The organism is Lentilactobacillus laojiaonis, assembly GCF_020616595.1.
In the GTDB taxonomy this organism is placed as follows: domain Bacteria; phylum Bacillota; class Bacilli; order Lactobacillales; family Lactobacillaceae; genus Lentilactobacillus; species Lentilactobacillus laojiaonis.
This window is the reverse complement of record NZ_CP085278.1, coordinates 630,059-651,762: the sequence shown is the minus strand read 5'-3', so window position 1 is coordinate 651,762 and position 21,704 is coordinate 630,059. Positions and strand designations below refer to the sequence as shown.

Sequence of the window (21,704 nt, the reverse complement as noted above, 5' to 3'; positions counted from 1 at the left end):
AAACAATTATGCTGTATTTTTATCATAAAAGTTATGAAAAAATTGCAATGGGTCTTCTTTCTTTATCCAAAGATATCAGTGATATGAATTTGATTTCCCAAGAGATTAATTGGTACGATACAAATGATAGTAGGTCATTATATCTATGGAAAAATGATGATCAAAATTGGTCTGGTCTAGTAGGGATTGAATTAAGAAATGAACAAGTAATTGTTCATGAACTTTCATTATCACCACAGGAATTAAGCCAACATAATTTTGATACAATGCTATCTGAATTACAGATGAACTATCCAGATAGTAAAATTGTTGGAGATTTAGACAATGCAATGATTTGCATGCAGTGGGAAAAAGATCGAAATTCAGTTATATCTGAAGATGAAAGTGAGAATGATATAGTTGAACCAACTGATGCAGAGCAATTCTAAAAGCCAAATTAAGGTTCACTTAGATGACTTTGACGGTCCTTTAGAATTACTATTACATTTAATTAATCAATCTAAAATGGATATTTATGATATCAATATTTCAGAAATTACTGATCAATATTTAAATTTAATCGCCAACAGTGATCCGGATTTGGATGCTATTGGTGATTACTTTGTAATGGCCACAAAGTTAATGACCATAAAATCAAAATTATTGTTACCAATAGAAGAATCTGATGATGATTTTGATGATCCTAGAAATGACCTGGTTGATCAATTAATTAATTATCAGCAAATTAAATGGGCTAGTGGCCAATTAAGACAACTAGAACTAAAAAAGGATAGTTTTACATCATTGCCAATAGTTCCTATTGAGATAATTGAACCAGTTATTAAAAATAAACAATTTAAAAGTAACGATATACTAGATAGTTATGTACGGATTATAGACAAGTTTAAATTAAAGTCTCCAAAAATTAAAACGTTGACTAAGTGGAATTACAATGTTGATCATCAGATAATCATTATTAAAAATAAGTTAAATGATTTAGGAAATATTCAATTTGAAAGTGTGATAGTGAGTGGTAATTCTGAAGAAATTATTACTAGCTTCTTAGCGGTTCTTGAACTAGCTAAGTTAAAGGAAGTCTATCTTAAACAAAGTGGTTCTACTGCACCTTTAATGATAGATAAGGGAGAATTATTTAATTAATGGATGAATTTTTAATAATTGAATCAATGCTATATATTGCAGGTAATGACGGAGTCTTATTAAAAGATATTCAAAAAGAACTAAATAAAGATGAAGAAGTCTGTAAATGTATTATCAACGACTTAAACCAAAAGTATTCTCTTGATCCGTATACTATATTTACGATAACTGAAACTAAGGGAATATATCGATTAGCTACCAAGCCTTCAATATATGATAAAATCAAACCCATAATAACTAATACTAATAAGCAAATGTTATCAACATCAGCTTTAGAGGTACTATCAATTATTGCGTATCAGCAACCCATTACGAGAATAGAGATTGATCAAATTAGAGGAGTTAATAGTTCTTCGATATTAGCAAAAATGGTTGATCAAAAATTAATAGAGGTTGTAGGAGTAAAAGATACCATTGGTAAGCCTAAGCTATATGCGACTACTAATTTGTTTTTAAATTATTTTGGATTAGCTTCTTTAGATGAACTACCTGAGATTTCAGAAATGATACAAACAACTAGCGAAGATTTAATGGAAACATTCAATCAAAAATTAAATAAGGATTAGGTGAATTGAATTGAGTGAAAGAGTTCAAAAAGTTATTGCTCAAGCGGGAATTGCTTCCAGAAGAAAAGCAGAGACATTAATTACTGAAGGAAAAGTTGAAATTAATGGTGAAGTAGTTACCCAATTAGGTGTAAAAGTAAACAAAAATGATGAAGTTAGGGTTAATGGTATTCCATTAACTAAGGAACCATTGGTATATATAATTATGTATAAACCTCGTGGAGTAATCACTTCAGTTTCGGATGATAAGCATCGTAAAACTGTTATCGACCTTCTGGATAACGTCCAAGAACGAGTTTATCCAATCGGAAGACTTGATTATGATACTTCAGGGCTACTCTTACTAACCAATGATGGAGAGCTGGATAATCGACTTACTCATCCTAAATATGAAGTTGAAAAGACTTATATAGCAAAAGTTAAAGGTGAGATTAAAAATGATGATTTGAAGCAACTAAGAAATGGGGTTGTAATCGATAAAAAGAAAACAGCTCCGGCTAAGGCAAAACTAATTAGATTTAATCGAGACAGTAAAACGTCGATTGTATCTTTAACTATCCATGAGGGTAGAAACCACCAAGTTAAAAAAATGTTGGCATCATTAGATCATCCGGTAATGAAATTAAGCCGAGAATCTTATAGTTTCTTAAATCTAAAGGGGTTAAATCCTGGAGATTCAAGAAGTTTGAAGCCACATGAAATCGAAGAACTTAAAAAGATGGTAAAATTAAAATAAATAAATTATAAATAATGATATATCTTCAGGAACGGGTTAAAATCCCAACCGGTGGTAATAGTCCACGACCTACAATTTGTAGCCGATTTGGTGAAATTCCAAAACCGACAGTAAAGTCTGGTATAAAGAAGATTTTTGTTTTCTTTGTAGTTTTATACGTTATCTCGTATTAATGGAGATTTATCATTGAAAATTATAGGAGTGTTTTCAATGAAAAATAACAAATTTGTACTAAGTGATTTATTAAAAATGTCAATTTTTGCTGGAGTTTCATATATTTTGATGTTTTTTGCGTTTCCAATTATTCCAGTGGTACCATATTTAAAAATTGATTTTAGTGATGTGCCAATACTAATTGGGTCTTTAATTTTTGGACCATTAGGTGGAATTATCATTGCGGCCATTAAATCAATCCTATATTGGATCACAACTGGTCCTTCGGTTCCTAATTTAATTGGAGTATTCTCATCATTTGTTTCTTCAGTTACGTTAGTTGAATCCTTATACTTAGGCAGAAAACTATTTAGAAAGCAAAATGGATTTAAAAAATCTTTTAATATCATAGCTTTAATGACGTTCTTATTAATTTTAATAATGTCAATTTTGAATTGGCTAGTGGTTACACCGTTATATATAAGTTTAATTGGTCTAAAGATAGGCTTTTCTATTCCAACCTTAGTGTTAATTGGTATCGTTCCGTTTAACTTTATAAAGGGTATTTTAATTGGTATTATATTTGTTTTTGTTAAAAATAAGTTTTTACCAAGAATCAAAAATATTTAACTATTTAGGTGAAAAACAATGCAAATAAAAAATATATTAATTTTATTAGGTAGCATTGATGAATTTAGAAAACCAAATGTTATTAAAAATGTTTTGATAGGTAAAAAAACTGTTTCAACACTTTATTGGGGTATGCAATATGACCTCAATTTTTTATTTGGTGTGATGCATAATTATAAATTTGATGATATCAATAGTTCTTTATTAAAGCTAAGTGATCAAAAAATGATTTTAATAAATGACCTTAATGAATATCGATTAACTTCTAAAGGAAATGTTTTAAAAAAGCAATTAGCTAAATTAATGCCAGAAACTAATCAGAAGATTAGTACAAATCACATTGATCAGTTTAAGGATAGATTTAACTTGGCTAGTCAAGTTGTGTCTGAATTTAGTTATGAAAATAATCATTACTATGCGCAAAAAATTGCGTTCGTTGATGAATATCGAGTTAAACGATGGTATTTAAAACACAAGCATAATTTAGTTGAACCCATGTTCCAAAGTATAAATAATTTTTTAAAATCTATAGATGAAAATCTTGCTGATATATTTATTAATAACTTGGTAGGACATGATTTTTTAGGTAAATCTTTAATTCAAATAAGTTATGAAAAACAAATTAGTATTGATATTTTAGAATTGATTATTAATATTATGTATATGAATTTTTTTAATTATATTATTAGTAATAAAATTATTTTTTTTAAAGAATTAATTGATGATTTATATGTAAAAAATTTAGTAACTAAAAGTGCCACAGAAACATTTCAAATTTATCAGAATTTAAAAGATCTAAAATTAGTCTCTAAACGTCGCTCAATTAAGATTTCTACGGTTAAAGAGCACCTATTAGAAATATCGATCTTAGATCCACGAATATTTCCTTTTAAGGATTTTTTAAATGATGATTTGATCAACAAACTTAATAACATATTTAAAACGAATCCAACAATTACCTTTAATGAAATAAAAACTATCTTAACGGTTGATTTTTTTATATTTAGACTTTATCAGGTCTTTAGGAGACAAACTATTGAAAAGTGAAATTGAACTTAAAAAAATATTAAAAGAACGTTTTTCCTTTGATGAGTTTAAACCAGGTCAACTTGAAATTTTACAATCATTATTTAATCAGCAAGATACGTTAGCGATTTTACCGACTGGCGGTGGTAAAAGCCTAATTTATCAATTTTATGGCGAAATTATGCAGCCTCGAATATTGATTGTTTCACCATTAATTTCTTTAATGCAGGACCAAGTTAACCGTATGAATTATTTAGGGATAAAAAAGGCGATTACTATCAATTCTAGTTTGGATTTTAGCTATAGAAATTATGTAATTAAAAATTTAGATAGGTATCAATATATTTTTGTTTCACCCGAAACTTTAAGTAATAATCAAGTAATTAATCGTTTGATGGAAGTAGGAATTGATCTTTTAGTTATTGATGAAGCTCATTGTATCTCTCAATGGGGACCTGATTTTCGTCCAGAATATTTAAATTTAGGTCAGGTAAAGACAGATTTGGGTGATCCATTGACCTTAATGTTAACTGCAACTGCTAATGAAAAGACTAGATTTGATATTTTAAATGGACTTGGTTTTGATAAAAAAAGGGTAAAAATAATTGTTAATTCCATTGATCGGCCCAATTTATTTATAAATTGTGTTGATGTCCATGATGAAAATCAAAAAGATGAAACTTTATTTAGTATATTAAATAAATTAAATGGATCTGGAATAATTTACTTTTCTAGTAAATCAAAAGCTGAGCAAGTTAGCCAGTTAATTAATGAAAATACTAATAAAGCTAGTTTACCTTATCATGGTGGGATGGATGCTCTACAGAGGTTTAAAATTCAGCAACAGTTTATGAAAGATGAAATTGAGATAATCTGTGCTACTAGTGCATTTGGAATGGGAATTGATAAGTCCAATGTTAGGTTTGTTATTCATTATCATTTTCCCGCTAATATTCAAGACTATTATCAAGAAATTGGTCGAGCGGGTCGAGATCAGTTACCATGTGTATCAATTTTATTGTTTAACTATTCTGATATTAATATTCATAATGGTTTAATTGATAACACCTATCCAGACAGTAGTTTAATTCATTACGCTTACACCCATCCTAATTTACTTGAAACATTTAAGGATGAAAAATCTCAATTGATAAAATTTTACTATGATCATGATTATTCGGAATTGGATTTAATTGAATTATTTAAGCAACGAAAGTCACAAAAGCAGCAGCAGCTAAATCAGATGCTTGAATATATTCAATACCAAGGTTGTAAACGAGAATGGCTATTAAATTATTTTGGGGATAAAAAGAAGCATGATTTAGAGTTTTGTTGCAATAATGATAGCTTATTTAATAATTACTTATTAGTTTCTGATAAGTTATTTGAAACTGGTCACAGAACCAATCAGTCAATGAATTGGCAAGATAAGCTTAAAAAAATATTTTTATTAAAAAATTAAAAGAATTTGGTAAAATTTGGTGTTAGTATTATAGTTGGAAAGAGCAATTTAAAGGAGGGATATAATGAAAAATGATGAAGTTAAGGATCATTCAAAAGAAAATGAACCTTGGAATCAAAAATTTGCTGATGGTAGTGATGATGATGGACATTTATCGCGTGTTCAAAGAAGAAAAGCTGATGAAACTAATAATTTAGTTACTTTAGTTTTGGTGGTATTAATTGCAATTATTGCTTTAGCATCGATGATCTATGGAATCTCTAAACAAAGTGCTATGGGAAATAATTCTAATAATACGGAAACAACTACAATTAAAAAGGATACTGCTAAAAAGAATACGGCGAGTAAATCTAAAAGAAGAAGTCCAAACAACGAAAAATCAGCTAATGATGTAGAAAAAAAGTCAAATAAATCTCAAAATATCTCGAATACTAGCTCAGATAGTAATAAAAATACTTATGATGATAGTACAACTAACGTTGAAAAAAAATCTGCTGAAAAAAAATCAAATGATACCAAAAGCACCAATTCTAATACGACCTCAAAAACTAGTAAAGCTAATGATTCTACTGTAAATACTAGTGAATCAGCTAGTCGTGCTGACAATTCAGTTGCTGATACTACTTCAAATAACTCAGAAGTAGCATCTTCAAGTGATAATAGTACTTCTTCTACTGATACCAGTGAATCATCCGGTACTAGTGAATCAGCTGCCAATGGCACAGCAACAACAAGTTCAAATAATAATTCTAATTCATATGCAACTGTCCAAGCTGGTCAGGGTATGTATCGTGTTGCAGTTAATAACGGTCTAACTGTTTCTCAATTAATGGCTTTAAATGGTCTATCTTCTTCATCGGAATTGCATCCCGGTCAAAAATTAAAAATTAAATAAGGAATTGAGTTATAAATATGCATAAAAATGGTCTACAAGTAGCAATTGATGGCCCAGCATCAGCTGGGAAAAGTACCGTATCTAAATTAGTTGCTAATAAATTTAACTATATCTATTGTGATACTGGTGCGATGTATCGAGCTATCACTCTAAAAGTATTAAACAATCAAATAGCTTTAGATGATATTGAAAAAATCTCGGAGTTGGTACTTGATACTAATATTACCTTTGAACCAAGTGAAAATGGTCAAAAGGTATTTTTAGATGGAAAAGAAGTTACTGAACGAATCCGACAAAGTGATGTTACTAACTCTGCTTCTGCGGTTGCAGCTATTTCGTCAGTTCGTAAACAATTGACTGAATCACAAGAATTATTAGCTGCTAATGGTGGAATAGTCATGGATGGTAGAGATATTGGATCGACTGTATTACCAGATGCGGAAGTTAAAATATTTTTAATTGCGAGTGTCACGGAAAGAGCCGAACGTCGTTATAAAGAAAATTTAAAAAAGGGTATTAATACACCTTTAGATGTACTAAAGCAGGAAATTGAGGCCAGAGATTATAAAGATTCTCATCGCCAAATTTCACCTTTAGTTAAGGCTGAAGATGCTATCGAAATTGATACAACGTCATTGGGTATTGAAGAGGTAGTAAATAAAATTTCTAAAGAAATCGAAAAACAACTCTAAATCCTTATTTTACAGTCATTTAACTGGTAAAATTTTGTACTTTAGGATAAAATTAATCTAGAGTTGTTTCAAGGAGGAATGTTGCATGAGTGAGAATGAAGAAAGAAATGAATTATTAGAAGCATTAAATAGTGTTAATGAAGTAAACGTTGGCGATGTTGTTAATGGTGAAGTTTTAGCTGTTGATGATAATCAACAACTTATCGTAGGTATTGAAGGCTCAGGAATTGAAGGAGTATTACCTAAGAGAGAAGTTGCTTCATCACAAAATTTTAATGAAATTAAAGTTGGTGACAGACTAGAATTAGCTGTTACATCAAGAATTGGTAGCGATAAAGAAGGTGGAAGTTACTTACTTTCATCAAAGAGACTTGAATCAAGAAAAGTTTGGGAACAATTAGTTTCACAAGCTGCCACAGAGGAAACTATTAAAGTAAAAGTTACCCAAATTGTTAAAGGTGGTTTAGTAGTTGATGCTGGGGTACGTGGATTTATTCCTGCATCAATGATTTCTGACCGCTTTGTAAATGATTTAAATCAATATAAAGGTCAAGAATTAGAAGTTAAAATTATTGAAATTGAACCTGCTAATAATCGACTAATTTTATCTCATAAAGCCATTGCTCAAAAACAACGCGCTGAAAGTCGTAAAAAAGTATTAGATACTATTCACGAAAATGATGTTATGGAAGGAAAAGTAGTTCGCCTTACTAAGTTTGGTGCGTTTGTTGATCTTGGTGGTATTGATGGACTTGTTCATATATCACAAATTTCATATGATCGCGTAAATAATCCAGCTGATGTATTAGAAGTTGGACAAACTGTAACTGTTAAGGTATTATCAGTAGATTATGATAAAGAAAGAATTGCTCTTTCTATCAAAGCAACTTTACCAGAACCATGGGATGATATTGAAGATAAAGCACCCGTTGGCTCAACTCTTGAAGGAACTGTTAAACGCTTAACTGATTTTGGTGCATTTGTTGAAGTATTTCCAGGTGTTGAAGGATTAGTTCATATATCACAAATTTCACATGAACATGTTAATACCCCTGGTGATGTATTAAAAGTTGGTCAAAGAGTAAATGTAAAAGTTCTAGATGTTGAACCAGAACGTCATCGTTTAGGACTTTCAATTAAAGCATTAATTGAAAAAACAAACGATACAGAAAATAATTCAGATGATGTTGTTAATGAAAAATCACTTGAAGATGCTCCAGAAGCAGAAACTGGTTTTACCTTAGGCGACATCGTCGGTAATGATGATTCAGATAATAAATAGATTTATGGGGATTATCCTGGTATTAGGATAATCCTTTTATTTCTTATAAATAAAAGGAGGAAACAGTTGATGAGTTTACCAACTGTAGCTTTTGTTGGTCGCCCGAATGTAGGGAAATCAACCATATTTAACCGTATTGCGGGAGAAAGAATTTCAATAGTTGAAGATACTCCCGGTGTAACCAGAGATAGAATTTATGCTCATGGTGAATGGCTGGGTAGAGAATTTGCGATGATTGATACGGGTGGTATTGAAATTAGTAACGCCCCATTTTCTGAACAAATTAGAAGCCAAGCTGAAATTGCTATTGAAGAAGCGGATGTAATTGTTTTTGTAGTAAGTGGTAAAGAAGGACTTACTAGTGATGACGAACAAGTTGCTAAAATCCTATATCGTTCTGATAAGCCAATTGTTTTAGCTGTTAATAAAGTTGATAATCCCGAAAGTCGCGATGGCATATATGAATTTTATTCTTTAGGAATTGGTGATCCATACCCAATTTCTGGGGTTCATAGTATTGGAATTGGTGACTTACTTGATGAGATTGTCAAAAATTTCCCTAAAAAAGACGATGTTGATGACAAAGATGATATTAAATTTAGTTTGATTGGTCGTCCTAACGTAGGTAAATCTTCAATTGTTAATGCATTTTTAGGTGAGGATCGAGTAATAGTTTCAGACGTTGCCGGTACTACACGTGATGCAATTGATACCCATTTTGTATCCGATGATACTAAATTTACTATGGTTGATACTGCAGGAATTCGTAAACGAGGAAAAGTCTACGAAAATACTGAACGATATAGTGTTATGCGAGCAATGAAAGCAATTGACGAAAGTGACGTTGTTTTGTTTGTAATTAATGCCGAAGAAGGAATTAGGGAACAAGATAAGAAGGTTGCTGGATATGCCCATGATGCTGGACGCGGTATTATAATTGTTGTGAATAAGTGGGATACTTTGAAGAAAGATAATCATACTCAAAAAGACTTTGAGAATGTTATTAGAGATGAATTTCAGTATCTGGCATATGCTCCAATTATCTTTGTTTCAGCTAAAACTAAGCAAAGAATTGATAAATTACCAGGTATGATTAAAATGGTTTATAATAACCACGAAAAACGTATTCAATCTTCTGCCTTAAATGATGTAATTATGGACGCGGTGGCAATGCATCCTACACCAACTGTAAATGGTAAGCGTCTAAGAATTTATTATGCAACTCAAGTAGCAACAGCTCCACCTACGTTTGTTATCTTTGTAAATGACCCAGAAATGATGCATTTCTCTTATGAAAGATTTTTAGATAACCAAATTAGAGCTAATTTTGATTTTACTGGTACACCAATTAAAATTATCAAACGTAGTCGTAAGTAATTCTTATTGTAGAATAATATTTTTTATTATAAAAGTTAATAAAACGTTGTTTTAATAGTATTCTTATGCTATATTTGAAAAAGAAATGACTTTCATTATTTAATTATTGTCATTTTACATACTAATGAGGAGGTGAATACTCATGGCAAACAAAGCAGAATTAGTTAGTGAAGTTGCAAGCGCAACTGGTTTAACTAAAAAAGATGCTACATCAGCAGTTGATGCAGTTTTTGAATCAATCCAAGCTAACTTAGCTAAAGGTGAAAAGGTTCAATTAATCGGCTTCGGTAATTTTGAAGTACGCCAACGTGCAGCCCGTAAAGGACGTAACCCACAAACTGGTGAAGAAATTCAAATTCCTGCAAGCAAGGTACCAGCATTTAAACCTGGTAAAGCATTAAAGGATGCTGTTAAATAGTATTCATCTTTACAAAAACCAGTTCGTTTAGTCGAACTGGTTTTTTATTTTAAAAAAGTAGGTGTTAAAATGAGTTATTCAGAAGAGTCATTAGACAAATTGGAAAGTGGCAACTTAGAAGAATTTGAAAATAGTTTTAAAAAAGCTTTAGATAATGATACTCCCGAAATTCTTTATTCACTGGCTGAAGAATTATACTCACTAGGTTTTACTAGCCATGCTAAGAGAATCTATGAGCAGGGATTAAAAAATGATCCTGACGAAGATGTATATAAAATTAACTTAGCAGAAATTGCGATTGATGATGATGATATTGATACAGCAATTAATTTTCTCAGTGATATAAATAAAAATTCTGATGAATATTTACGAGCTCTTTTGGTAATGGCAGATTTATACCAGACTCAAGAATTATTTGAAGTTAGTGAACAAAAACTACTTGAAGCTTATCGCATTGCTCCTGATGAACCAGTCATTACTTTTGCATTGGCTGAGTTTTATTATTCAACTAGAAACTATCGTAAAGCGATTGCTGAATATTTAAAATTGATTAGGCAAGGAGTAACTTCACTTTCATCTGTTAATATTGTTGAAAGACTGGGAGTTTCTTATGCAGAAATTGGTCAGTTTGAAAATGCAGTGGGATATTTGGATCAAATTAAACAAGTTGATATGAATTCCGATGTGAAATTTGAACTAGGATTCACTTATCTAAAATTAAAGGATTATAAAAAAGCTATTGGAGTATTCGAAGATCTTTTAGAAAATGATCCTAACTATACCTCACTATATCCGGCGTTAGCAGATGCCTATATTGAAGATAACCAGGTAGATAAAGCTTTGGTTACCATTCAAGAAGGCTTAAGTGTAGATCAATATAATGAAAAGTTATGGTTAAAGGCGGCTAAAATTGCCAATCGTGCTAGTAATGATCAATTAGTTACTGAATATCTTATTAAGGGACTAGAGATTGACCCAGAAAACTATGAACTAATCTCTATGCTTGCTGATTGGTATATTAATAATAATCAGTATCAGGAAGTTATTGATTTATTGACACCATTAAATGATGAAAATTCTTTAGATAGCATTTTAAAATGGAATTTAGCTTCTGCCAATGCTGAATTGGGAAATATTAATGAAGCTGTTCAACTATATCAACAGGCTGAAAATGAATTAGTTGAAGAACCTGATTTTCTAAAAGAATCCGCATTATTTTTCCGTGAAGTTGGAGACGTTCAAAAGAGTAACCAATTAGTGAAACTATATCTTCAAATTGTGCCAAATGATTTTGAAATGAATTCACTTCTAGATGATTATTAAAAAAAGCTTACCAAATTAATTTGGTAAGCTTTTTTATTTGAATAATTTAAATCGCTTAGGGCGTTTATAAGTGAATCCTTCGCCGATTGCTTCGTTTACATTTATAATGGATACAAAAGCTTGTTCATCAATACTTTCAATGATCATCTTTAAGTCATGGAGTTCATTGGGAGCGACGACACAATAGATAACTTTTCTTGGTTGGTTTGAAAAACCACCTTCGGCATCTAAAAAGGTAACACCACGTTCAAGTTGTTCCATCAAGGCTTCAGCAATTCCTTGTGAGTTCTTACTGATAATTAAAATTCCCCTGGCTGTGTAAGCACCTTGTTGGGTAAAGTTAACCAACATAGAAAATATAAATACGTAAATTAAAGTATATGCCATTTGTCGAATGTTTAGATAGACTAATGATGATAACAGTACAACTACGTCAATTATTAATAAGGTTTGTCCCATTTGAACGCCTTTAAACCGTTCAAATAGCCTTGCAACAATATCAACGCCACCAGTGGTACCACCAAAACGATAAACTAGTCCACAACCAAAACCACCAAATATACCTGCACCTATAGCTGAAAGTAATAAATCATGTTCTATGTTGATGGTTAATGGAACTTTTTGCCAAATCCAAAGAAAGACAGCTAGTATAAAGGTTCCATATAACGTGTAAATCATATCTCTTTTACCTAGAAATCGATAACCAATCAAGAATAATGGTATATTGACTAGGATTGTGGAGTAGGCAGGATTAATATTAAATAATGCCTTCAATATAAGCGTTATACCAGTGACTCCGCCGTCAGCTAAATGGTTATACATATTGAAAAATACGATACCAAATGAATAAATACCAGCACCAATTGTCATAACCAACATATCAACAATACTTATGCGTTGTGAAATACTTTTATCTTTGTTCATATATTATCTACCTCTACAAATTAGTCTCAATCCCTAATGATAACAATTAAAATAAATAATAACAAGCAGTTCGCAAATGAGGAACTTTATAATTGATAATGATTCTGTTAAGATTAATTATAATAAACAATAAAGATGGACGGTGATGGTATGCAAATAAAAAAACTTCCTGATGAGTTTTTAGAGGCGTTACCAATTTTAAAGCAAATTAAACAAAATAATTTTGAAGCTTATTTTGTTGGAGGATCAGTTCGAGATACTATTCTTAAATTACCAATTCATGATGTGGATATTGCTACTAGTGCTTATCCTCAAGAAATTAAAACGATTTTTAATAAGACAGTGGATACTGGTATAGAACACGGAACGGTTATGATCTTAGATCATGGAAATGGTTATGAAGTGACTACCTTTAGAACGGAAAGTGGATATCAAGATTATCGTAGACCTGATCAAGTTAAATTTGTTAGATCACTAATTGAAGATTTACAGCGAAGAGATTTTACTATAAATGCTCTAGCTATGGATGAAACCGGAACAGTTGTTGATAAATTTAATGGATTAAACGACTTGGATAATCATTTAATTAGAGCAGTTGGTGATGCTAATGAACGATTTAATGAAGATGCTTTAAGAATGATGCGGGCGGTTCGATTTGCTAGTCAACTTGATTTTGAAATTAGCCTAGAAACCAAAGACGGAATTTACCATAATGCATATCTTTTAGAAAAAATTGCAATCGAGCGGATTCACGTTGAATTTGTCAAAATGATGTTAGGACAAGCAGCTGCTAAGGGTTTAAAATTAATTATTGATACTAAAATGATTGATTACTTACCAGGGTTAAGTGATCATTCAAGTCAATTAGAACTATTATCAAAATTAAATATCCAACTTAAAAATGAAGTCCAGGTATGGGGACTCATATTTAAAGTTTTAAATTTTAATTACTCCGAAATTAACCATATTTTAAAAAAATGGAAGACTTCAAATCAAATTATCGATGATGTTAAATTAACGGTAGAAATATTGAATCAAATTATTGAAAATCAGGTCAATAATGCCGGATTGTTTAATGTTGGAAAAACCAATTTAATTAATGCGATTGAAATAGCCAAAGTGATGGAATTGAATTTTGATGCTGATGAATTAATTCATCAATATGATCAGTTACCGATTAAAACTAAGAAAGAACTCCAGATTACTGGTAAGGATTTGATGGAACAAGACATTGTTAAACCAGGTCCTAAACTTGGGAAAATCTTAATGGAATTGGAAAACTTGGTCATTGATGAGAAATTAGAAAATAATCGAGAGGCCTTAATAACGGCTGCTAAAAATATGAAGGATTGGAACTAAAAAATGGAAACTATGCGGGTTGAAAATTTAAATAAAACATATGGTGAAAAAACCTTATTTGATAATTTAAATTTTATTATTAATGAAAATGATCGAATTGGACTAATCGGAACTAACGGAACAGGTAAAACGTCCTTATTGAATGTAATTTCTGGAATGGATCATGATTTTACTGGGGAGATAATTACTTCTAAATCTTATACAATTGGTTATTTAACTCAAGATCCAGTGTTAGATGATAATCTTTCAATAATGGATGCAGTTTTTGCGGGATCTCAATCAATTTATCAAGTGATTAATAATTATGAAAGAGCCTTAACCAATTATTCAAATAACCCAGAAGATCCAATTATATTAGAAAAATATAATAAAGCTGAAGCAAAAATGAATGAAGAAGATGCTTGGAATGTTCAAAGTAGCGTAAAAACTATTCTTAGCCAATTAAAGATAACTGATTATTCACAAAAAGTAGGGTCACTATCTGGTGGTCAAAAACGCCGAGTTGGTTTGGCTCAAGTTCTAATTCAATCTCCGGATTTATTGATTTTAGATGAACCAACTAATCATTTAGACTTTGATTCCATTGAATGGTTAGAAAAGTATTTGGCCAGCTATAAAGGATCCTTACTTTTGGTTACACATGATCGTTACTTTTTAGATCAAGTTTCCAATAATATTTGGGAATTATCTTTCGGTAATCTATACCAATATGAAGGAAATTATCAAGATTATGTGGGTCAAAAAGCACGTAGAGTTCAAGGAGAAATTGAAGCTGAGCATAAGCAACAGCAATTATATAAATCTGAACTTGCCTGGATGAAGGCCGGTGCTAAGGCACGTTCTACCAAGCAGCAAGCTCGAATTAATCGATTTAATGATATTAAAGATAATTTAAATACTTTGCAATTAGAAGATAATGTAAACATTTCTTTAGGTCAGCAAAGATTAGGAAAACAAGTCATTGAAATTAAGGATGCCGACCTATCTATTAATGATAAAATGATTTTAAATGATTTTAATTTACTCGTTCAAGGAAATGAGCGAATCGGAATTAGTGGTGATAATGGAGCTGGTAAAACGACATTACTTAATGTAATCGCTGGTAAACAGCCGCTGGATTCCGGAATTGTAAAAATTGGTGAAACGGTAAAAATGGCATATTATACTCAAATCACTGAAACTATTCCTGATGATAAACGAGTTATTAATTATTTAAGTGAAGTAGGTAATCAGGTAACTGACAAAAATGGTCAAAAAATTAGTGTAACTGATCTATTAGAGCAATTTCTATTCCCTAAGTTTTTACATGGTACCCTAATAAGAAAATTATCGGGTGGTGAAAAGCGTCGATTATATTTATTGAAATTGTTAATGGAACAGCCAAATGTTTTACTATTAGATGAGCCAACTAATGATTTAGATATTGCTACTTTAACAGTTTTAGAGGACTATATTAAAAATTTCCAAGGAACTGTAATTACTGTATCTCATGATCGTTATTTCTTAGATAAGGTTGCCGATCATCTATTAATTTTTGAAGGTAACGGAAAGATTAAAGATATTCGAGGGTTATTTACTGAATATCTAGTTAATCGGAATGTAAATAATAAAGTTACCAATAAAAAGGATAAAGTAGTATCAAAAGAAAAGAATAATCCTACTAAAAATTCCAAGGAAAAAACTAAACTAACCTATGCAGAAAAATTAGAATGGGATGGATTAGAAGATAAAATTGATTCTTTGGAAAATAAAAAGGCTGAGATTGACCAGCAAATGCAAGAAAAATATGACGATTATAGTAAATTAGCTGAGCTTCAAGCTGATAAGGATAAATTGGATAATGAAATTAACCTTAAAATGGAGCGTTGGGAATATTTAAGTCAATTTGTTTAGGAGATGATATATTGATTTCATTTATTTGGATTGAAGACTTAAACGGAGTAATTGGCTTAAAAAATCAATTACCTTGGAAATTGCCAGCTGACCAACGATACTTTAAAAAAACTACCATGGGACACCCAATAATTTCGGGCAGTAAAACTTATCGTAGTTACAATCATCCGTTACCTGGTAGATTAAATATTGTTTTATCTACTAGTAATGACCGCTTCCCAGAGAAAGTAGTGGTGATGAAAAATTTTAGTGAATTAAAAAAATTTATTGATAATAGTCCTGACGAAGAGTATTTTGTAATTGGTGGTAGCGAAGTATTTAAGCAATTTTTACCCTATGTAGATAAGCTATATCGAACAATTATATATGGAAAATTTAATGGTGATACTTATATGCCAGAAATTAATTATGATAAATTTAAGTTAATAAGTTCAGTAGATGGGGTTATTGATGAAAAGAATCATTTTCCTTATAAATTTGAGGTTTATGTAAATAGTGAATGCGATTAACCATTTAAGTTACAAAGTATATTTGATATAATGACTTACATCTATATTAATTAATAATAAAAGAAACGAGTGGTATTCATGTCAAAAATAAAAATAGTTACTGACTCGTCTGTTGGTTTAACTGAAGATGAAATAAAAAAATATAATATTACTGTGATTCCCTTATCTGTTATGATTGATGACACTTTATATATTGATAACGAAACAATCACTAATGATGAATTTGTAGAAAAAATGGCTAAGTCAGAGGCCTTACCAAAAACTAGTCAACCATCTGTTGGACGCTTTGTGGAAGTATTTAACCAATTGGGTGAAGATGGTAGCCAAGTGCTAAGTATAAATATGCTAGAAGCTATTAGTGGAACAGTTCATACAGCTGAACAAGCAGCAACAATTAGTAGTTCTGATGTAACTGTTATAGATAGCCATACTACTGACCAAGGATTAGGATTTCAAGTTTTAGAGGCGGCTAAGTTAGCTCAAGCGGGTGCCGATTTAGATACTATAATTAAAGCAACTGAAAAAGTTTATGAAAATTCTAAATTATATTTAAGTGTAATGACTCTAGATAATATTGTTAAAGGTGGTCGCTTAAATCCAATTGCTGGTGCGATTACTAACTTCCTAAATATAAAAATTGCTTTAGAAGTTGCAGATGGAAAAATAAAAATACTATCTAAAGGTCGTGGAATTAAGTCAATTAAAAAGACTTTCGCTAAAGTGATTGATGAAATGAAGGCCGTTCCAAACTTAAAAAGAATTGGAATTTCTTATGTAAGTAAAACTGAATTTATCGATGAACTAATCGGCAAACTAAAATCAGAATTTCCAAGTACTGAATTTGTTATTAGGGTTACTTCACCAATTATTGCTACTCATACTGGTGAAGGGGCTTTTGCTTTAATATTTTATGGTGATGACCAAAAATAGTAGATTTTTAATATCTAGTGGTTAGATTTTAAGTAATCTAGCCATTTTTTGTTTATAATTAACTTTATATATTTAGTTAAGAAGGAAATAAACAATGAAAAAGCAAATTTCACGTAAATTAAAATTAACCACCTATTTTTTAATTACTTTCATTATAATTATTGTTATTGGTATTGGTGTAGGAATTTTTCATTATCACCAACAAAACTCTAAACAGCCTATTTATTTAACAGCTGTTGGGGATTCTTTAACTCAGGGAATTGGTGATAATGATAATATGGGAGGATATCCTTATATCACTCAGCAACTATTCGAAAAGCGTGGAAGACAAATCAGTGTTCATAACTTTGGAGTAGCTGGTGATACTACCAATCAAATAAGTAATCGAGTTATTAAAAATAAAAATTTAGAAACTAGTTTAAAAAATTCTAATGTTATTTCCGTAACTACTGGGGGAAATGATTTACTAAAATTATTAAAGAAAAATTTGACCCAAAATGACGAGACTTTGTTAAACAATAACTTAGATTACAGTGAAAAAACTTATGAAAATGAATTGAACCTATTAATTAAGCGTATTAGAAAATATAACAATAAGGCGACTATTTATATTTTCGGTATCTATAATCCAGTGTACGTATATTTTCCTAGTGCTGAGTTTATTCAACAATCCATAACTAGTTGGAATTCTGGCACCCAGAAAGTTATTAAACAACATAAAAATGTTTACTATATTCCGATTGATAAACAATTAACTAAAGGACAGTATCAGTCAAAAAAAGATCAAAAAAAATTATTGGTAAATGCTAATAAGGATGTCACAATGGATAATTTGGAAGATACGCTGAATAATTCAAGTAAAGAGCTTAATGAATACTTATCCAATGATGACCATTTTCATCCTAATAAAAAAGGCTACCAATTTATGGCAAAGCAGTTATATAATTCAATTAATAGAAATAATTACTGGGAGAAATAGTGTATGGAAAAAATTCATAAAAATCCATGGAAATGGGCTTTTTTTGGTTTGCTAATATTAATTATAGGTGGAATGTTAATTGCCTTTTTGATGTTAAAGAGTGATAGTGAAGTTAATAATGATTTTACAGTTTCGAAAGGTAAAACCGTCAATACTCAGTTAGTGTTAGATAAAGGACAAATTAATAATTTAGCTAATTATTTTTTATCAAGTGTGAAAAAAGATGATGAAACTAATACTAAATTTGAGCTTGGTGATAAAGAGGCTAAAATTTTAGGTAATTTAACCCTACTCAATACCAACGTCAAATATTCTCTATTGTTTAAGCCGGAAGTTACTGATGATGGTAACATTAAACTTAAGGCTACCAATATGTCGATTGGTAAATTACCGTTACCAATTAGCATAGTCATGTTGTATATTAAACAAAAGCATCAAACTACTGATTGGGTAAAGATTGATCCTACTAATAAAACCATCTATTTAAATATTAGAGGGATGAATGGAGCTAATGGAATTAATTATGATGCTAAAAAAATTGATATGAATGATGATGGTGAATTTGTATTTGATATATTAATTCCAAAAATGAAAGAGGAATAGAATTAATGAGAAATAGCTTTTATCAGTTTTTGATGACTAAAAGAAATCCAGATAGTACAGAATCTATTGCTGAATTTGCAAATAATGCATTTTTAGATCAATCATTTCCAAAACAAAGTGTTAACTTTGATGAAATATCAAAGTATTTAGAAGAAAATGCTGGTTATCTACCATCAATGGACATTTTTGATGATGTATGGAATCAGTATCAAGAAAGTATATAGGGAGTAATTATGGGAGTAAATATTCAATGGTTTCCTGGTCATATGGCCAAAGCAATTAGACAGTTTGAAGAAAATATTTCATTAGTAGATATCGTGTTTGAAATTGTGGATGCACGAGTACCATTATCTTCAATGAATCCAGAAGTAGCTAGAATTAGTAAGAATCAGCCTCATTTATATATTATGACTAAGCGAGATTTAGCTGATGAAAATATGACTAAGAAATGGCTAGATTACTTTAAAAGTATAAATCAACCAGCAATTGCTATTGATACTAAATCTAAGTTTTCATCTAATGATATCGTTAAAGTTATTGAACCAATTTTAAGAGAAAAATTGGAACGAGAACAAGCTAAAGGAATGAAAAAACGCCCAATAAGGGCAATAACGGTTGGAGTTCCTAATGTTGGTAAATCAACGGTGTTAAATCGTTTAGTTAAACGTCGGGCAGCCCAAGTTGGTAATCGACCAGGAGTAACCAAAGGCCAACAGTGGTTAAAAGCGGGCTCACAATTAGAATTATTGGATACTCCAGGAATCTTATGGCCTAAGTTTGAAACTCAATTGCAAGCTGATAAATTGGCTTTAACTGGAGCCATTAAGGAAGGAATTTATCATAATGATGATGTAGCTTTATATGCTATAGATTTCTTTAGAAAATACCATAAAAAGCAATTAATGAATCGTTATCATTTAAATGATGTAGATTTAGGATTGTCTAATCCAGATTTATTATTAAAAATCACTAAAAATCTTGGGATGAAAGATGATTTTGAAAAAGCTTCAGTTCGAGTAATTCAAGATGTTAGAAATAATAAAATTACAAGATTTACACTTGATGATGTTGAAGAGGTTAGCTTAAATAATGAAAAAAACAATTAAAGAACTAAAAGAACAATTATCTGAGGTAACCCAATTTGATGACCCTATTTTATTAGATGCATTAAGTGATAAGCGTAAGGGAGTAATTGAATTAACTATTAAGACACAAAATCGAATAAAAAAAGAAATGATTAAAAAAGTTGATTTTCAGTGTCGGTTTAAATATGAACGTGAACTTCGAAATAAAAATATCAATATAGTGGCAGGCATTGATGAGGTTGGTCGCGGCCCATTGGCAGGCCCAGTGGTGGCCTGTGCTGTAATTTTGCCAGAAGATTTTGATTTGTTGGAAGTTAATGACTCTAAAAAACTATCCAAATCGACTAGAGAATCATTAGTTCCGTTAATTAAAGAAAAAGCTGTAGCAATTGGTGTAGGAATTGCGGATAATCAAGTAATTGACGAGTATAATATATATGAAGCAACTAAGTTAGCTATGCGTGATGCCCTTGATGATTTAGATATTAAGCCCGAACATTTATTAATTGATGCGATGGAAATAGATACTTCGATACCACAGACTAAATTAATTAAGGGTGATGCTAAAAGTAACAGTATTGCTGCAGCAAGTATTATGGCGAAACATTATCGAGATGAGATGATGAAAGATTTTAGTCTTACTTATCCAGAATATGAATTTGAAGTTAACGTGGGCTATGGTACTAAAAAACACTTAGAAGCACTAAATCAATTTGGTCCAACACCAATTCATCGAAAAAGTTTTAGTCCAGTTTCAAAATTAATCAATAAAAGTTAAATATTTTACGTAAATACTCTTAAAAGGATGTTTAAACAAATGCTTTTAAGAGATTTTTTATTAAGAATACATTTATGTAATGGAATTGGTATGAAGACCGAAAGTAAAATATATAAACATTATCAACAAATTGACTCAATGGAAATTCCTAATATCGATGATGTTATTAGGATAGGTGAGGTTAAACCAAGCTTTCAAGACATGTTTAGACTTTCATACAAAACTTTAATGAGAAGTTCTAGCCTAGTTGAACAAATTGTGGATAATGAAAAATGGATCTGTATTAGTGATCAAATTTATCCTATTCAACTAAAAGAATCATTCGAACCGCCGCTAATTATATTTTATCGAGGTAACCTTTCTTTACTTAATCAGAAATTGTTAGCCATAGTTGGTAGTAGAACTCCAACTGAGTATAGCTTTAATTGTTTAAAAAGCTTGATTACGCAATCGTTTTCACATAAAATAACAATTGTATCTGGGTTAGCTAAGGGAGTTGATACACTAGCCCATCAATGTGCCATTGCCAATGATATTAATACCATTGCGGTCATTGGAACCGGATTAAATATCGCTTATCCTCGAGAAAATGTATTTTTGCAAAATGAAATTGCTAAAAATCATTTATTACTTAGTGAATATCCGAATAATACTCCAGGATATCGAAATCAATTTCCTGAGCGTAATCGAATAATTGCTGGGCTAGTTGAGTCTATACTAGTTACAGAGGCTAAAAAACGTTCTGGAAGTTTAATTACTGCTAATCTAGCATTACAAAATAATCGAAATGTATTAGCGATTCCCGGAAGAATTGATAGTCTATTATCAGAAGGAACTAATGAATTGATCTTAGCGGGAGCTAAACCAATTTTGAATGAATCAGATCTATTTGAGGAATTATCATTTGACACTTTTTAATGGATGAATTACTATTACATAGTTTA

At 30.6% G+C, this 21,704-nt stretch carries 24 protein-coding genes and 1 riboswitch; of the genes, 23 read left to right on the top strand and 1 reads right to left on the bottom strand.

Features of this window, described 5'->3' with window-relative positions; all coding sequences use genetic code 11:
• Window positions 1–8 precede the first annotated feature (8 nt).
• The 13 genes from LHL71_RS03430 (at window position 9) to LHL71_RS03370 (ending at window position 11,700) form a co-directional block, all read left to right on the top strand.
• Window positions 9–428 carry a reductase gene (locus LHL71_RS03430; protein WP_227360425.1) on the top strand — a complete coding sequence of 140 codons (420 nt, stop codon included), beginning with the start codon at window positions 9–11 and terminating at the stop codon, window positions 426–428.
• Window positions 412–1,140, top strand: a complete 729-nt coding sequence (locus LHL71_RS03425; RefSeq protein ID WP_227360424.1) for a segregation and condensation protein A — start codon at window positions 412–414, stop codon at window positions 1,138–1,140. The genes LHL71_RS03430 and LHL71_RS03425 overlap by 17 nt, the downstream gene beginning before the upstream one ends.
• A complete protein-coding gene (gene scpB / locus LHL71_RS03420; RefSeq protein WP_227360423.1) occupies window positions 1,140–1,706 on the top strand; it encodes an SMC-Scp complex subunit ScpB in 567 nt (188 codons plus the stop codon). Before LHL71_RS03425 ends, scpB begins: the two co-directional genes overlap by 1 nt.
• 10 nt (window positions 1,707–1,716) lie before the next feature.
• A complete protein-coding gene (locus LHL71_RS03415) occupies window positions 1,717–2,442 on the top strand; it encodes a pseudouridine synthase (RefSeq protein ID WP_227360422.1) in 726 nt (241 codons plus the stop codon).
• A gap of 17 nt (window positions 2,443–2,459) precedes the next feature.
• Window positions 2,460–2,579: riboswitch (FMN riboswitch) on the top strand.
• Window positions 2,580–2,652: 73 nt separating this feature from the next.
• Entirely contained in the window at window positions 2,653–3,225 is a 573-nt protein-coding gene (locus LHL71_RS03410) for an ECF transporter S component (RefSeq protein ID WP_227360421.1), read from the top strand.
• Window positions 3,226–3,243: 18 nt separating this feature from the next.
• Window positions 3,244–4,272, top strand: coding sequence for a helix-turn-helix domain-containing protein (locus LHL71_RS03405; protein ID WP_227360420.1), 1,029 nt, complete (start codon window positions 3,244–3,246; stop codon window positions 4,270–4,272).
• Window positions 4,262–5,713 (top strand): RecQ family ATP-dependent DNA helicase, encoded by a 1,452-nt coding sequence (locus LHL71_RS03400; RefSeq protein WP_227360419.1) that lies wholly within the window; start codon window positions 4,262–4,264, stop codon window positions 5,711–5,713. The genes LHL71_RS03405 and LHL71_RS03400 overlap by 11 nt, the downstream gene beginning before the upstream one ends.
• Before the next feature lie 64 nt (window positions 5,714–5,777).
• Window positions 5,778–6,608 (top strand): LysM peptidoglycan-binding domain-containing protein, encoded by an 831-nt coding sequence (locus tag LHL71_RS03395; protein ID WP_227360418.1) that lies wholly within the window; start codon window positions 5,778–5,780, stop codon window positions 6,606–6,608.
• Between the two features lie 17 nt (window positions 6,609–6,625).
• A complete protein-coding gene (gene cmk, locus LHL71_RS03390) occupies window positions 6,626–7,300 on the top strand; it encodes a (d)CMP kinase (RefSeq protein WP_227360417.1) in 675 nt (224 codons plus the stop codon).
• A gap of 85 nt (window positions 7,301–7,385) precedes the next feature.
• Window positions 7,386–8,582, top strand: coding sequence for a 30S ribosomal protein S1 (rpsA, locus tag LHL71_RS03385; protein WP_227360416.1), 1,197 nt, complete (start codon window positions 7,386–7,388; stop codon window positions 8,580–8,582).
• 69 nt (window positions 8,583–8,651) lie between these two features.
• Window positions 8,652–9,959 (top strand): ribosome biogenesis GTPase Der, encoded by a 1,308-nt coding sequence (der, locus tag LHL71_RS03380; protein ID WP_227360415.1) that lies wholly within the window; start codon window positions 8,652–8,654, stop codon window positions 9,957–9,959.
• Between the two features lie 142 nt (window positions 9,960–10,101).
• Window positions 10,102–10,377, top strand: coding sequence for an HU family DNA-binding protein (locus LHL71_RS03375; protein WP_227360414.1), 276 nt, complete (start codon window positions 10,102–10,104; stop codon window positions 10,375–10,377).
• 69 nt (window positions 10,378–10,446) lie between these two features.
• Window positions 10,447–11,700: a tetratricopeptide repeat protein gene (locus LHL71_RS03370; protein WP_227360413.1), complete on the top strand. Its 1,254-nt coding sequence runs from the start codon at window positions 10,447–10,449 to the stop codon at window positions 11,698–11,700.
• Between the two features lie 33 nt (window positions 11,701–11,733).
• Here LHL71_RS03370 and LHL71_RS03365 read toward each other — a convergent pair whose 3' ends face one another.
• Window positions 11,734–12,624, bottom strand: a complete 891-nt coding sequence (locus tag LHL71_RS03365; protein ID WP_227360412.1) for a YitT family protein — start codon at window positions 12,622–12,624, stop codon at window positions 11,734–11,736.
• Window positions 12,625–12,774: 150 nt separating this feature from the next.
• On the opposite strand from LHL71_RS03365, the gene LHL71_RS03360 reads away from it, so the two are divergent.
• From LHL71_RS03360 to dprA, 10 genes are all read left to right on the top strand, one after another.
• Complete coding sequence (locus LHL71_RS03360; RefSeq protein WP_227360411.1) at window positions 12,775–13,983, top strand: CCA tRNA nucleotidyltransferase; 1,209 nt, start codon at window positions 12,775–12,777, stop codon at window positions 13,981–13,983.
• A 3-nt stretch (window positions 13,984–13,986) separates the two neighbouring features.
• Window positions 13,987–15,876: an ABC-F family ATP-binding cassette domain-containing protein gene (locus LHL71_RS03355; RefSeq protein WP_227360410.1), complete on the top strand. Its 1,890-nt coding sequence runs from the start codon at window positions 13,987–13,989 to the stop codon at window positions 15,874–15,876.
• An 11-nt stretch (window positions 15,877–15,887) separates the two neighbouring features.
• The gene (locus LHL71_RS03350; RefSeq protein ID WP_227360409.1) at window positions 15,888–16,385 is read left to right on the top strand and encodes a dihydrofolate reductase; all 498 of its coding nucleotides are present in this window, start codon (window positions 15,888–15,890) and stop codon (window positions 16,383–16,385) included.
• A gap of 78 nt (window positions 16,386–16,463) precedes the next feature.
• The gene (locus LHL71_RS03345) at window positions 16,464–17,315 is read left to right on the top strand and encodes a DegV family protein (RefSeq protein ID WP_227360408.1); all 852 of its coding nucleotides are present in this window, start codon (window positions 16,464–16,466) and stop codon (window positions 17,313–17,315) included.
• A 94-nt stretch (window positions 17,316–17,409) separates the two neighbouring features.
• The gene (locus LHL71_RS03340) at window positions 17,410–18,294 is read left to right on the top strand and encodes a GDSL-type esterase/lipase family protein (RefSeq protein WP_227360407.1); all 885 of its coding nucleotides are present in this window, start codon (window positions 17,410–17,412) and stop codon (window positions 18,292–18,294) included.
• Between the two features lie 3 nt (window positions 18,295–18,297).
• Window positions 18,298–18,897 (top strand): YpmS family protein, encoded by a 600-nt coding sequence (locus LHL71_RS03335; protein WP_227360406.1) that lies wholly within the window; start codon window positions 18,298–18,300, stop codon window positions 18,895–18,897.
• 5 nt (window positions 18,898–18,902) lie between these two features.
• Window positions 18,903–19,121 (top strand): YozE family protein, encoded by a 219-nt coding sequence (locus tag LHL71_RS03330; RefSeq protein WP_227360405.1) that lies wholly within the window; start codon window positions 18,903–18,905, stop codon window positions 19,119–19,121.
• A 9-nt stretch (window positions 19,122–19,130) separates the two neighbouring features.
• The gene (gene ylqF, locus LHL71_RS03325; protein ID WP_227360404.1) at window positions 19,131–20,003 is read left to right on the top strand and encodes a ribosome biogenesis GTPase YlqF; all 873 of its coding nucleotides are present in this window, start codon (window positions 19,131–19,133) and stop codon (window positions 20,001–20,003) included.
• The gene (gene rnhB / locus LHL71_RS03320) at window positions 19,987–20,760 is read left to right on the top strand and encodes a ribonuclease HII (protein ID WP_347339029.1); all 774 of its coding nucleotides are present in this window, start codon (window positions 19,987–19,989) and stop codon (window positions 20,758–20,760) included. The genes ylqF and rnhB overlap by 17 nt, the downstream gene beginning before the upstream one ends.
• A gap of 39 nt (window positions 20,761–20,799) precedes the next feature.
• Window positions 20,800–21,678, top strand: coding sequence for a DNA-processing protein DprA (dprA, locus tag LHL71_RS03315; RefSeq protein WP_227360403.1), 879 nt, complete (start codon window positions 20,800–20,802; stop codon window positions 21,676–21,678).
• Window positions 21,679–21,704: the final 26 nt, after the last annotated feature.